This window comes from Aeromonas tecta (genome assembly GCF_000820185.1).
Lineage (GTDB): Bacteria > Pseudomonadota > Gammaproteobacteria > Enterobacterales > Aeromonadaceae > Aeromonas > Aeromonas tecta.
This window is the reverse complement of record NZ_CDCA01000022.1, coordinates 219,318-231,872: the sequence shown is the minus strand read 5'-3', so window position 1 is coordinate 231,872 and position 12,555 is coordinate 219,318. Positions and strand designations below refer to the sequence as shown.

Below are 12,555 nucleotides of genomic sequence, written 5' to 3'. Positions count from 1 at the left end.
TTATGTGGTTCAAATCGTTGAACGGCTAGGCCAGCAAGCACTGGCTGTTTACCTCATCCAGCTGTTCCGGTGCCAGGTAATGCTCGGCATAGTCTCGCCAGACTCCGCTGTCGACGAACAGGGCAAACAGCGCTGGATCTATGTGCTGATCCTGCGCCATCTGGCGCATGATGATCAGCGACTGGGAGACCGTCTTGCCCGATTTATAGGGACGATCGCTGGCAGTCAGTGCCTCGAAGATGTCGGCGATGGCCATGATGCGGGCGGGGATGCTCATTTGGGCTCCCTGTAGCTGACGTGGATAGCCTTTGCCGTCCATCCGCTCATGATGACCGCCGGCGATCTCCGGCACCTTGCGCAGGTGATGGGGAAAGGGGAGCCGCTCCAGCATGCGGATGGTCTGGATGATGTGATCGTTGATCTTGTAGCGCTCCTCTTCGGTGAGGGTACCGCGGCCGATGGCGAGGTTGTAGCGCTCGCCCCGGTTGTAGAGATGGGTTGGGACCTTGACCTTGAATCCCCAGGGATTGTGTACGGCGAGATTGTCATGGTCGGGGCGGGGGATCAGGTGCGCCGGCTTGTCGGCCAGAAGTGGCTCGAGGCAGGGCAATGTCTGGGCCGGTTCGTTCTCACAGCGTTTGAGCTCTTCCCGACTGATACCGAGCCTGTCATCCAGGGTGCGCAGCCAGGTGCGGTTGGCGATGGCGTCGAGCCGATCTAGTTTCTCCGGTGCCATCCACTCGCCCCCCAGATTGCACTCGGCGACGAAGGCAAACTCCTGATCCAGGGTTGACCAGAGCGGGGCGACCGCTTCCCGGCTCGCGACCCGCTCTTGCTCCGGCAGGCGAGCCGCCAGCACCTCGATATAGGCGTCGCGTTTGAGCACCTCGAAGCGGGTACGGATCTCGTGGATCCGGTCGTAGATAGTCTCGAGCTTGGTGGCCTTGTCGACCACGAACTCCGGTGTGGTGACCTTGCCGCAGTCGTGCAGCCAGCTCGCAATGTGGATGGCTTCCCACTCCTCTTCGTTCAGCTGGAAGTCGCTGAAGGGCCCCTGTTGCTGGGCGCAGGCCGCCTCCGTCAGCATGCGAGTCAGCTCGGGGACGCGCTGACAGTGGCCGCCGGTATAGGGGCTCTTGGCATCGATGGCGCCGGCGATGAGCTCGATGAAAGCCTCCAACAACTGCTTTTGCTCCTCCAGCAGGCGCTGGTTCTCGATGGCGGAGGCGGACATGCCAGCCAGTGCCTCGATCAGGCTGGTACGCGAGACCATCTCCCGTGAAGAGCAGTTCGGCAAAATAAGCAGCAGGCAGCCGATCAGCTCCTGGCGATGATTGTACAGCGGCTCTGCCAAGAGCTGGCGAGGACCAGGGAAGGGGCCCCAATCGGCCAGATATTGCTGCCAGTTGTCGACATTGAGCGGCAGGCTGAGCCGCTCGGTGTGGTAGAGACCGCCCAGCAGTTCGTCCTGCCAGTGTACCCTTTCGTTGGCCAGTGGCAGTTGCTGCCAGATGGCTTGTACCGCCGTCATGTGCTTGTCTTGCGCCAGATAGAGGCAACCCCCTTCGGCCTGCGCCGCCGCGACCGTCTCGTGCAAGATGCGGCTGAGCAGGGAATCGAAACGACGCTCGGCCGCCAATGCCCGCCCCATGCTCATGAAATTGCCCAGCGTCAGCCGCATGCCTGACATGGCGCGGGCCAAGTCGTCTATCTCCTGAATGGCAGAGCTGGGCCCCTGATTGTCACTGAAGTCGAAGTGCTGGATCCGTGCCGCTTCTTGCGTCAGTGCCAGCAAGGGGGAGGCGGTGCGCCTTGCCGCCAGCCAGATAATGGGCAGCAGCAGCAGTAAACCGGCGAGGGCCCAGGCCAGGTTGCGCAGGGCTTCTTGACGCGCCTGCGCGGTGAGCACCTCGGTCGGGACCAGCAAGGCGATATAGAAGGGCGAGCCTTCTCCAAGGGAAGAGAGGTTGATCAGCCAGCCGCTGCGATCACCTGCGCTGAGCGTCTGCTCACTCGGGCCGTGCAGCAGGGTGGGTTGAGTGACAATCTGCTGCTGCAGTCTGGTCAGTATGGGGTGGTTGAGGGCCGACAGCATGGGCAGGCGGCTCAGCTGATCGAAACTCGGCAACCGTTGAGGGTCTGTGGCCAGCAGGGTGCCAAATTCATCGAATAACACCAGTTGGCTGTGGCTGGGCAGGGATAAGCCGCCTATCAGGGCAGAGAGTCCCTCGACGCCGCTATCGAGCCCGATCACCGCCCGCCGATCGTCGCTCTCCACCGCCAGCGTCATGCCCGGCTCCTTGGTGGTAAAGAAGAGATAGGGGTGGGTCACGATAATGCCGGTGCGCCAGCGTGCTTCCTTATACCAGTCACGGCTGCGGGGATCGAAGCGGTAATCGGGCATCAGCCGGCGTTCAAGCAGATGCAGCCGTTTGTCGAAATAGAGGAACTCTCCCTGGCCTTGACTCCGGCTCTGTACCAGCAAATAGCTGGCAGGAGGGGCGGTATCCAGCCGCTCCCTGGCGCGTGGTGTCAGCTTGCGTACCAGAAAGAAGTCACCGTCCTCATAACCTGCGTAGATGGCACCATAACTGGCGCTGTTGGCCAGCACTTCGGCCAATTGAGGCAGATAGCTGAGGCGAGTCTCCAGATTTGTCATGGCCGCCAGCTGACCGCTGCGCAGCAGGCTCAAGGACATGCGGGCGGGGCGCTCGTTCAGCTTGAGTGCCAGCGCTAATTGATCCCGGTATTGCTGGAAGCTCTGACGCTCGTGCTCCAGGCCTTGCTGCATGCTTTGTTGGTACTGCAACAGGATGAGGGCACCCCCCAGCAGGGTGAACAGCAGAATGAACAGGGTAGCAATGTGTACATAAAAAGGTCTGCGATTGAAGCTGGTTCTTGTCATGGACGGATCCTTGTCCCACGCACATTTATCATAGTGAGCAACTATTTAGTGTGTCCGAAGGATGACAAAAAACACAATGACCGGCAGAGGAATATTCGAGAGGGGAAAACGGCCCCCGACGGGGCCGTGAGATCAGGCCAGAACGGTGGCGGGCACCAGGGTGACCGGGGCATCTTTCACCTCGTGCCAGACTTGACGGCTGTCCTGGTACTTGTAGTTGGCGGTGCCAGATTTCCAGTCTTCGCTGAGCACCATGCGCAGCTCGAAATTGGGCTGGATCACCGGGCCTATCCCGGCGCCCTGTGGCCATTTGATGATGGGGTAACCCTGAGCCGTCACCAGGATGTGACACAGTTTGGGCATGACGCACATGTAGGTGTACTGACCTTTCAGATCAGATGCCAGATCCAGCTCTGGATTGGTGGCCTGGGTCAGGTGGGCGACGCCGCTCACTGTCTCACCCGGGGTGAAGACGGTGAGGTTGAGACGCAGCAACGGAGCGCCTGGCATGGATTTTCCGATATCAAAGGAGGCGAGGAAGAGGCCGGTCTTGGTGTCTGTGATTGCATTCATGCCTGTATTCTCCAACTGGAAAAGGGTGGGTCGTGCTCACGGCCAGACAACGAGCCATCCGATACTAGCGCCTGCGAAAAATGGCACTACTGTGCATTATGTCACTTGACGGTGCGGAGGAGGTGGCATAGCAACAGCCACTGCTCGAGCAACGCCGGAGGGGCAAGGAGCGCAGCCAGTTCAGCTTATTGGTGATGATGATTTGGGCTTCGTATGGAGCAAAAATCTGCCGTGGTGAACCTGTGTCGTTCAGGTATCTCATGCTACATTGCCCACTGGTTATTGAATTGTGAAACTATGGAGCGTCCCATGCCTGCCATCCCCTATTCCGTTCTCGATCTGGTGCCCGTCCCCGAAGGATCCGTGCCGGCCGAATCATTCCGCCACTCGCTGGATCTGGCGCAGCATGCCGAGCGCTGGGGCTATCACCGCTACTGGCTGGCAGAGCACCACAACATGCCCGGCATCGCCAGCGCCGCCACCTCGGTGCTGATAGGTCATCTGGCGGGCGCGACCCAACGGATGCGGCTGGGTTCCGGCGGCATCATGCTGCCAAACCACTCTCCTCTGGTGATTGCCGAACAATTTGGCACCCTGGCATCTCTCTACCCGGATCGAATCGATCTGGGGTTGGGGCGAGCACCCGGTACCGATCAGCGCACCATGCAGGCACTGCGTCGCCAACGCAGCGGTGAGGTGGACGACTTCCCGGCCGATGTACGCGAGCTGATGCGCTACTTCGGCGACCAGCCGGGCGCCGTGCAGGCGGTACCCGGTCAGGGGCTGCATGTGCCCATCTGGCTGCTGGGATCCAGCCTCTACAGTGCCCAGCTGGCGGCGGCTATGGGACTGCCATTCGGCTTCGCCTCCCACTTTGCACCCGGCCAGTTGTTGCAGGCATTGGAACTTTACCGTAGCCAGTATCAGCCCTCCGCCCGCTGGCCCAAACCCTATGCGGTGGTGTGTATCAACGTGATAGCAGCCGACACCGATCGCGAGGCCCGCTTCCTGTTTACCACGCTGCAGCAGCAGTTCCTGCGGCTCTATCGCGGTGATGCGGGCAAGTTGCCGCTGCCGGTGCAGGCGTTGGGGGATGAGTGGTCACCGCGAGAACTGATGGCGATGGAGCAGACCCTGGCTCGATCCTTGGTGGGAGACAGGGACAGAGTTCGTCACGGCTTGCAGGCATTGCTGGCGGAAACCGGCGCCGATGAGCTGATGTTTAACGGTCCCATCGTCTCCCACGAAGCCAGGCTGCGCTCGTTCGAGATCGCCGCCGAGCTGATGCAGGGGCTCTGAGTCGTATATGAGCGCCGAAGTTCCATGGCGGTGGCGCTCATCTCCCGGATCCTGCGATGAAGCAGCTAAACAGGTTCGGGTAGCGGAAATTTTGGGTGTCGGATCCGGATGCTTCGCCGTCATGATTCGTCCCAGAGCTGGGCTAAGAGTCCATCATATGATGATGGTAATTCATTGATTTACAACGGAAGTCAGGTTGATGTCAGGCCTTTGTCGTGTTGCCTTTCCTCACTCGCCCCTATGCTGGCCCTGTCAATAACCACGAGGAGCCGATGATGATAGTCAGGAAATTGAGATTGCAGCGAGGTTGGTCCCAGGAGCAGTTGGCGACCCTGTCTGGTCTGAGTGCGCGCACCATACAGCGTATCGAACAGGGACAACAACCCGGACTGGAATCCCTCAAGGCCCTGGCCTCCGTCTTTGAGCTCGATGTGACTCAACTGCAGGAGAGCGAGATGAAAGGCAATGAGTTCGACAGCCAGGGTGCCGTGCATGTCGCCCAAGATGAGCGGGAGGCGATGAAGTTCGTCGAGGGGTTGAAGGGCTTCTACGGCCATCTCATCAGCTATGTTCTGGTGATAGCGGGTCTGTTTGTCATCAACTACCTGAGCAACCCGGATTACATCTGGGCCTGGTGGCCCATGCTGGGCTGGGGATTGGGCCTGATGTCTCATGCCATCAACCTGTTCCAGCCGTTCAAGCTGTTCGGCCCCGAGTGGGAGCGGCGCCAGGTCGAGAAACGGCTGGGTCGCAAGTTGTGATCGAGTGACGCTCAGATAAAAAACGGGCCCGGCTGCATGCCGGGCCTGTTTCATTGCTGAATCGTGCCGCCGTTCAAGACGAGGCCGTGACTATGCCTCATTTGGCGTAGGCGGGGCAGGGCGTCGCTATCAGGGCATCATCTTCATAACGCCACATGGTGAGGCTATTGCCCCACACGCAGCCTGTGTCCAGCCCCTTGATGTCATCCTTGCCGGTAACCCCCATCAGGGCCGCCCAGTGGCCGAACACCAGTATGGGATCGTCCACATGGTGCTCACGCTGTTCAAACCAGGGACGCAGGCCGGGAGTGGACTCCGTGGGGCCCTTCTTGCATTTGAAGTCGAGTCGACCGTCGAAGTAGCAAAAACGCATGCGGGTGAAGCTGTTGATGATGTAGCGATAGCGCTCTATCCCCAACAGATTGTCATCCCAGCTGTCCGGCTGGTCGCCATACATGTTGTGCAGCAGCCACTGGTACTGATCGCCGCGCAGCAGGCTCTCCACCTCGCGGGCACAGTTACGAGCGGTACGGGCATCCCAGGCGGGAGAGAGGCCGGCATGCACCATCATGATGGGCAGATCCGGGTGTTCCGCCAGCAGGGGGCGCTGGCGCAGCCACTCCAGCAGCTCGTCCCTGTCCGGCGCCTCCATCAAGGGCTGCAGCTTGTCTTTCTTCTTGAGCGGTGCCACCCCGTCAGCTACCGCCAACAGGTGCAGATCATGGTTGCCAAGCACGGTGACCGCACGTTGGCCCAAGGATTTGACGAAGCGCAGGGTATTGAGGGAATCCGGGCCGCGGGCGACCAGATCGCCACAGAGCCAGAGCATATCCTTGTCGGAGTCGAATTTGGCAAGGTCCAGCAGACGGCGCAGGTCGTCGTAACAGCCCTGGACATCACCGACAAAACAGTTTGCCATGAAACCTCAGTTAATTATGTTGGGAACGGCCAGCGTGAAGGGGGCTATGGGGGCCTCGAACTGCTGTCCCGACTCATCTTGCAGGGTGTAGCTGCCCTCCATCACGCCGAGGGGCGTGTCGAGGGGCACGCCACTCTGGTAGCTGAAGGTCTCGCCGGGGGCGATGAAGGGTTGCTCTCCCACCACCCCGGGTCCTTCCACTTCCTGCATCTTGCCATTGGCGTCGGTGATGAGCCAGCGTCGATACAGTAGTTGCACAGTGCCCGGCCCCAGATTCTCTATCTCGATAAGATAGAGAAAATGGTATGGATCCTGGGTGCCGGTCACATACAGTGGGTGCGGGCGGATCACTATCCGGGACTGTGTCATGGGATCAGGCCTTTGGCTGATCGGCCAGCCAGTTGGCGATCATGACGAACTGCTCAAGGGAGAGATTCTCCGGGCGCAGGCTGCCATCGATGCCAAGCTCGGTCAGCTGAGCTTCGGTGATGAAGTTGGAGAAGCTGTTGCGAATGGTCTTGCGACGCTGACCGAAGCCCTCGGTACAGACGCGGCTCAGGCAGCGCATGTCTTTGGCGACTATGGTCGGGTTCTTGTGTGGCATCAGGCGTACCACGGCAGAATCGACTTTTGGCGCCGGTTTGAAGGCGCCAGGGCCCACTTCCAGCACCGGGATCACCTGGCAGAAGTACTGAACCATGACGCTCAGGCGACCATAGGCCTTGCTGCCCGGGCCGGCGCACATCCGCAATACTACTTCCTTTTGCAGCATGAAGTGCATGTCCTCCACCCGATCGGCGAACTCGCACAGGTGGAAGATGAGTGGAGTGGAGATATTGTAGGGCAGGTTACCGAAGATGCGCAGCGGCCCCTTGCCTTCTCCCATCAGGGTGCCGAAGTCGAAGCGCATGGCATCGGCTTCGATCACGGTCAGCTTGTCTTTCAAAGTGGGATGCTCGCGCAGGCGCGCGGCCAGATCCCGATCCAGCTCGACCACGGTCATCTTGTCCATCTGGGATGCGACCGGCTCGGTCAGCGCGGCCAGACCAGGACCGATTTCCACCAGATTCTGACCCGGCTGCGGGTTGATGGCCGCCACTATCTGGTCGATCACATAGCGGTCGTGCAAGAAGTTCTGACCGAAACGCTTACGGGCCGTGTGGCCCATGTGCACCTTATTGCTCTGCACCTTACTGCTCATATCTTTTTTTCTCTACCATCTTGATGGCGTGGTTAATCGCGGTGATTAGGCTACCCGAGTCCGCCAGGCCTTTGCCTGCCAGATCCAGCGCGGTGCCGTGATCCACCGATGTGCGGATGAATGGAAGTCCAAGGGTGATATTGACCGAGTTGCCAAAGCCCTTGTATTTGAGCACCGGCAGTCCCTGGTCGTGGTACATGGCGAGTACCGCATCCGCATCCTTGAGGTATTTGTCCTGGAACAGGGTGTCGGCCGGCAGAGGGCCGACCAGATCGATCCCTTCCTGGCGCAGTGCGGCCAGGGCGGGTTCGATCACCTCAATCTCTTCCCGACCGAGGTGGCCACCTTCCCCGGCATGGGGATTGAGGCCACAGACGTAAATACGGGGTTGATTGATGCCAAATTTGGTCTTGAGATCCGCATCCAGGATGCGGATCACCTTGCCGAGGCGATCTTCGGTGATCGCCTTGGCCACGTAGGCGAGCGGGATATGAGTCGTCGCCAGCGCGACCCGCAGCCCCTCTGTCGCCAGCAACATCACCACATCGGCGATGCCCGATTGCTGGGCGAAAAATTCGGTGTGCCCACTGAAGGAGACGCCAGCCTGATTGATGATCCCCTTGTGCACCGGGCCGGTCACCACGGCAGCAAACTCGCCGCTGAGGTTGCCATCGCAGGCCCGTTGCAGGGTGGCCAGCACATAGCTGCCGTTGGCCTCATTGAGCTCACCCGGTACCACCTGGGCGCCGAGCGAGATCGGGCAGAGGCTCAGGGTGCCCGCCCGCTGTGGTTGGGCCGGCGCACTGGCATCGTAGGGTTGCAGCGTGATGGGCAGGCCCAGCAGGGCTGCCCGTGCCAGCAGCAAGGCCGGATCGGCAATCACCACCAGCTGGTGAGGCCAATCCTGCTGAGCTATCTGCAGCACCAGATCCGGACCTATGCCCGCCGGTTCACCCGGCGTGATGGCAAGACGACGACAGCTCATCTGCTCATCGCCCATCAATTGGGTTCGATCTGGATGTAGGCCTCATCACGCAACTCATCCAGCCAGGCTTGAGACTCTTCGGTGAAGCGGCGGTTGAAGATGAGTTGATAGGCGCGCTGCTCCTGTGCCTTGCCGGTGGCATCCTGGCTGCGGCGCTCTTCCAGTTGCACTATGTGCCAGCCGTGGCTGGTGCGGAACGGCTCGCTGATCTGGCCTGGCTGCAGGCGGTTGACCATGTCGCGGAACTCCGGCACGTAGACGTTGGGATCGGACCAACCCAGTTCGCCACCCTGTACAGCCGAGCCCGGATCTTCGGAGTATTTTTCCGCCATACTGGCGAAGCTGGCCTTGCCGCTCTTGATGTCGTGCAAGATGCCGTCCAGTGTCCCCTTGGCCTTCTCCTCACTCAGTATGATGGAGGGCTTGATCAGGATGTGGCGCGCGCGCACTTCGGAGACCATGACTTGCTGCTGGCCCTTGGTGTCGAAGACCTTGACGATGTGCAGACCGGCGCCGGAGCGCAGCGGACCTATGATGTCACCCTTGCTGGCACCTTGTACCGCTTCGGCCATCAGCGTGGGCATCTCCTGCGGGCTCATCCAGCCCCAGTCACCCCCTTCCAGGGCCTTGGGACCATTACTCTCGGCGATGGCCAGCTTACGGAAATCAGCGCCACCCTTCAGCGCGGCCAGGATGCGTTCAATCTTGGCTTTGGCAGCATTGAGCTGTTCGGCGTTCGGGTTGTCCGGCAGGGCAACCTGGATGTGGCCAACATGGTATTCGGTCTGTTGCTGGCCCTGTTTGCTCAGTGCCTCGACCACCTGCTTCACCTCCTGCTCGGAGATGTTGATGCGGCGGCGAACCTGGCTGCGGCGCACTTCGTTCATCAGGATCTCGCGGCGGACTTCTTCCCGGTACTGGGCATAGGTCAAGCCTTCGCGCTCCAGCTGGGCACGCAGTTGCTCCAGGGTCATCTTGTTGTCGGAGGCGATGCTCTGGATGGCCTGCTCCAGCTGGGTGTCACTGATCTTGAGGCCTTGGCGATCCGCTAGTTGCAACTGCAGGCTCTCCTGGATCAGGCGATCCAGCGCCTGTTTGCGCAGGGTGGCGTCATCGGGCAGGGATTGGCCGCTCTCCTGAGCGGATGCCTTCACCTTCTGTACCAGTGCGTCCTGCTGGCTGACCAGTACCACGTCCTTGTTGACCACGGCAAGCACCTTGTCCATCAGCTCGGGAGCGGCAATGGCACCCTGGCTCATGACACCAAACAGGCCTGCCGTCAGCAGGGAAATCAACGTCTTCTTCATATCCATCTCTCAAGGCGTTTGCCAGACCGGTTATTGGTCTCGCAGGTTAAACGGACGAATGTAAGGCAGTGCTTCGGTATCCAGGGAAGTGCCCTTGGAGCCGGTACCCACGCTACCCAATCCTTTCATTTCAAATTGAATGCCCAGGCTGCGCTCGGATGTCGGTGTCATGTTCACGTTGTCCGGCGTGTTGACCCACTCCAGGTTGAAGTTGATGCTCCAGCAGCAGGAGTCGTACTTCAAACCCACCTTGCGGTCAGACTTCACGTTCTGGTTGAGCTCCTGATAGTAGCCGCCATAGAGGTGCCACTGATCGTTGAGCGGCGTGGTCAACAGCAGGCCGATTTGGTTGAGATCGGTCACCTGACCCTTGTTGTCTAGGTCGTAGTTGGCGTCGCGCACGAAGCGGTGGTTCAGCTGGCTTATCAGCTTCTCACGGCGGTATTCAAGGGCGCTGTTGGAGGCGCTCATCTGGCGTTGTTCCACATCATATTGTGCCCCGGCATGGGCGAACCACTGTTCGTTGATCTTGGCATCCCCCTCGAACGACAAGGGGGAGCGATTATTGGTGTTCACCACGTCGCTGGAGTAGAGCTTGACCCTAGGGGCCACGAAGTCGAAGGCTTGGGCAACGGCCAGCCGGATTCGTTCATCGCCAGCAGGATCATAAATGCGGGTGGTGACACCCACAGAGATGCGGTTGGAGTCACTGATGCGATCCAGGCCAGCAAAACGGCGGTCACTGAACAGGCTGTAGTAGTCCTGGCGCATGGTGGTGGAGTCATAGACCCCGATGTTGTCCTGGTCCTTATAAGGCACATAGAGATACTGGAATTCGGGCTCCAGGGTCTGACTGGCCACCTCTCCGAACCACTGCTGATCACGCTCGAAGGTCATGCCCCCCTTGAGGCGGAACGATGGCAGCACGCGGGTGATGGTACCTTCTTCCAGCGTGACATTTTCTTGTTTCCCGGTTCCGGTATTGACACCTTTTGAAGTGGGATCAAATTTGTCACGGAATGCTTGGCTCATGTTGTCCGGCACCGTTTGATCGTAGCGGGTGTACATCAGCTTGTATTGACTGTCGAGGAAGTAGCCAGCCTGGTCGATGAGCGGGATGGTCAGGGTGGGAGCTGTGTAGAAACGGGTCCCGGTGTAGGCCTCCCCCTGATTCTGGGCGATGGCCTGATCATTGTTGTAGCCGAAGTTGGTCAGCTCGGTGTTCCAGGCCAGATCGTACCAATTGCCTTGATGGTAGTAGTTGTGGTTGATGCGCGGCATCAACTCGTGGGGCTGCTGGGCGCTGGCCAGCAGGATCTGGTAGGTCCGCACCTCGGCATTGAGGTTCCAGTTTTGCTGGAAATAACCTGCCATCAGGGACTGCTGCAACTGGTTGTCGACCTGGGTGCCCACTCTGGGGGAGAAATCGTTGAAGTAGTTGTAGTCCCGGTCCCGTACCTTGGTGTAGTCCACCGCGATGCGCAACGCATTGTCCATAAACATGGAATTGTGACGGGCGTTGAGCAGATAACGGTGGCCATCGGCCAGGTTGTCATTGAGGCTGTCGGTCTCGTCGTACTGCTTGTCGTCTGCCAGGTTTTCGAAATAGAGGCTGCCAACATGGGCCGGATCCGGCATGTAGCGGAACTCGACTTGCTCCATCAGGCCGCGTCTGTCCATGAAGCGAGAGGTGATGGTCGCGTCGTAGTTCGGCGCTATGTTCCAGTAGAACGGCTGGGTGATGTCCATGCCGTTCTTGGAGCTTTGGGTATAACCCGGATAGAGCAGGCCGGTCTTGCGCTCATCCTTGATGGGGAAGTTGATATAGGGGAAATAGAAGACCGGGTAGTCATAGAGCCAGAGGCTGGCGTTCCAGGCTTCCCCGAATACCTCGGCCTGATCGATATCGATGCTGCCCGCCTTCAGGGTCCAGGCCTCCTGGCCCGGTGGGCAGGTGGTGTACTGTGCGCCTTCCAGGGTGATGTTCTGGTTGTTGTTGGTCATGGTCACCTTGTCGGCAAAGCCGCGCACCGGTGAGCCATGAACCTGGTACTTGCCCTCTTCCAGCTCGGAGTTCTTGGTGTCCAGGTTGGATTTCAGGGTCTTGTCACTGGTGACCGTGATCTGGCCATCGTTGTAATAGATGTTGCCGATGGCGATGACATCCCGGCTCTTCTGGTCGAGCTGGGCATAGTCGGAGTCAAACTTGCGCACCCCCTGACGAACCTTGACGTCACCCTCATAGACGGCGGTGCCGCCCTGTTTGGCTTCCAGGCGATCCGCATCCACCTCGACGGGCTGGGCGTTGGCTTCCTCATTCGACTTCGGTTTCTCTACCTTGGGCACATAGTCATAGCAGAGGCTGTCGAGGATCCCGGTGGCCGGTGGCGCATTGAATGGCGCTGCCTGTACCGCGATCGGACTCAGGGCAGGAACAAGGCTGATGGTCAGGGCGATGGGATAAGAAGACCCCAGTGTCCATTTTGTCATGTGAAGGGCTCGCGCAATCCGTGATAAAAACGGTTGATTCAGGGCATGCATTTTATGTCAGGATCCATCGAGTTGACATTGCATGTCATTGCTTTATGTTAGCCAGCAATGATAA

Annotated in this window: 10 protein-coding genes; 2 read left to right on the top strand and 8 right to left on the bottom strand. The window is 59.5% G+C overall.

Translation table 11 applies throughout. From position 1 onward, the window contains the following. Positions 1-25: 25 nt before the first annotated feature. Entirely contained in the window at positions 26-2,905 is a 2,880-nt protein-coding gene (locus tag BN1137_RS08130) for an HD domain-containing phosphohydrolase (RefSeq protein ID WP_050718116.1), read from the bottom strand. A 132-nt stretch (positions 2,906-3,037) separates the two neighbouring features. Continuing rightward, complete coding sequence (locus BN1137_RS08125; protein WP_050718115.1) at positions 3,038-3,478, bottom strand: DUF1842 domain-containing protein; 441 nt, start codon at positions 3,476-3,478, stop codon at positions 3,038-3,040. Between the two features lie 309 nt (positions 3,479-3,787). On the opposite strand from BN1137_RS08125, the gene BN1137_RS08120 reads away from it, so the two are divergent. Further along, a complete protein-coding gene (locus BN1137_RS08120; protein ID WP_050718114.1) occupies positions 3,788-4,777 on the top strand; it encodes a luciferase-like monooxygenase in 990 nt (329 codons plus the stop codon). Between the two features lie 275 nt (positions 4,778-5,052). Beyond that, complete coding sequence (locus BN1137_RS08115; RefSeq protein ID WP_050718113.1) at positions 5,053-5,538, top strand: 2TM domain-containing protein; 486 nt, start codon at positions 5,053-5,055, stop codon at positions 5,536-5,538. A gap of 97 nt (positions 5,539-5,635) precedes the next feature. Here BN1137_RS08115 and BN1137_RS08110 read toward each other — a convergent pair whose 3' ends face one another. From BN1137_RS08110 to lptD, 6 genes are read right to left on the bottom strand one after another with little or no spacing between them, the layout of a single operon-like run. Next, positions 5,636-6,457, bottom strand: coding sequence for a symmetrical bis(5'-nucleosyl)-tetraphosphatase (locus tag BN1137_RS08110; RefSeq protein ID WP_050718112.1), 822 nt, complete (start codon positions 6,455-6,457; stop codon positions 5,636-5,638). A gap of 6 nt (positions 6,458-6,463) precedes the next feature. Next, positions 6,464-6,826, bottom strand: a complete 363-nt coding sequence (gene apaG, locus BN1137_RS08105) for a Co2+/Mg2+ efflux protein ApaG (protein ID WP_050718111.1) — start codon at positions 6,824-6,826, stop codon at positions 6,464-6,466. A 4-nt stretch (positions 6,827-6,830) separates the two neighbouring features. Continuing rightward, on the bottom strand, positions 6,831-7,658 hold the full coding sequence (gene rsmA, locus BN1137_RS08100; RefSeq protein WP_050718110.1) for a 16S rRNA (adenine(1518)-N(6)/adenine(1519)-N(6))-dimethyltransferase RsmA: 828 nt from the start codon (positions 7,656-7,658) through the stop codon (positions 6,831-6,833). Continuing rightward, positions 7,648-8,643 carry a 4-hydroxythreonine-4-phosphate dehydrogenase PdxA gene (gene pdxA, locus BN1137_RS08095; RefSeq protein WP_050718184.1) on the bottom strand — a complete coding sequence of 332 codons (996 nt, stop codon included), beginning with the start codon at positions 8,641-8,643 and terminating at the stop codon, positions 7,648-7,650. The genes rsmA and pdxA overlap by 11 nt, the downstream gene beginning before the upstream one ends. 14 nt (positions 8,644-8,657) lie before the next feature. Beyond that, positions 8,658-9,950, bottom strand: coding sequence for a peptidylprolyl isomerase SurA (gene surA / locus BN1137_RS08090; RefSeq protein ID WP_050718109.1), 1,293 nt, complete (start codon positions 9,948-9,950; stop codon positions 8,658-8,660). 30 nt (positions 9,951-9,980) lie between these two features. Beyond that, complete coding sequence (lptD, locus tag BN1137_RS08085) at positions 9,981-12,440, bottom strand: LPS assembly protein LptD (protein ID WP_050718108.1); 2,460 nt, start codon at positions 12,438-12,440, stop codon at positions 9,981-9,983. Positions 12,441-12,555: the final 115 nt, after the last annotated feature.

Coding starts and splice junctions, on each gene's coding strand:
- pdxA (WP_050718184.1), bottom strand. CDS start 8,643: ATGAGCTGTCGTCGTCTTGCCATCACGCCGGGTGAACCGGCGGGCATA.
- BN1137_RS08110 (WP_050718112.1), bottom strand. CDS start 6,457: ATGGCAAACTGTTTTGTCGGTGATGTCCAGGGCTGTTACGACGACCTG.
- apaG (WP_050718111.1), bottom strand. CDS start 6,826: ATGACACAGTCCCGGATAGTGATCCGCCCGCACCCACTGTATGTGACC.
- BN1137_RS08115 (WP_050718113.1), top strand. CDS start 5,053: ATGATAGTCAGGAAATTGAGATTGCAGCGAGGTTGGTCCCAGGAGCAG.
- lptD (WP_050718108.1), bottom strand. CDS start 12,440: ATGACAAAATGGACACTGGGGTCTTCTTATCCCATCGCCCTGACCATC.
- BN1137_RS08120 (WP_050718114.1), top strand. CDS start 3,788: ATGCCTGCCATCCCCTATTCCGTTCTCGATCTGGTGCCCGTCCCCGAA.
- rsmA (WP_050718110.1), bottom strand. CDS start 7,658: ATGAGCAGTAAGGTGCAGAGCAATAAGGTGCACATGGGCCACACGGCC.
- BN1137_RS08130 (WP_050718116.1), bottom strand. CDS start 2,905: ATGACAAGAACCAGCTTCAATCGCAGACCTTTTTATGTACACATTGCT.
- surA (WP_050718109.1), bottom strand. CDS start 9,950: ATGAAGAAGACGTTGATTTCCCTGCTGACGGCAGGCCTGTTTGGTGTC.
- BN1137_RS08125 (WP_050718115.1), bottom strand. CDS start 3,478: ATGAATGCAATCACAGACACCAAGACCGGCCTCTTCCTCGCCTCCTTT.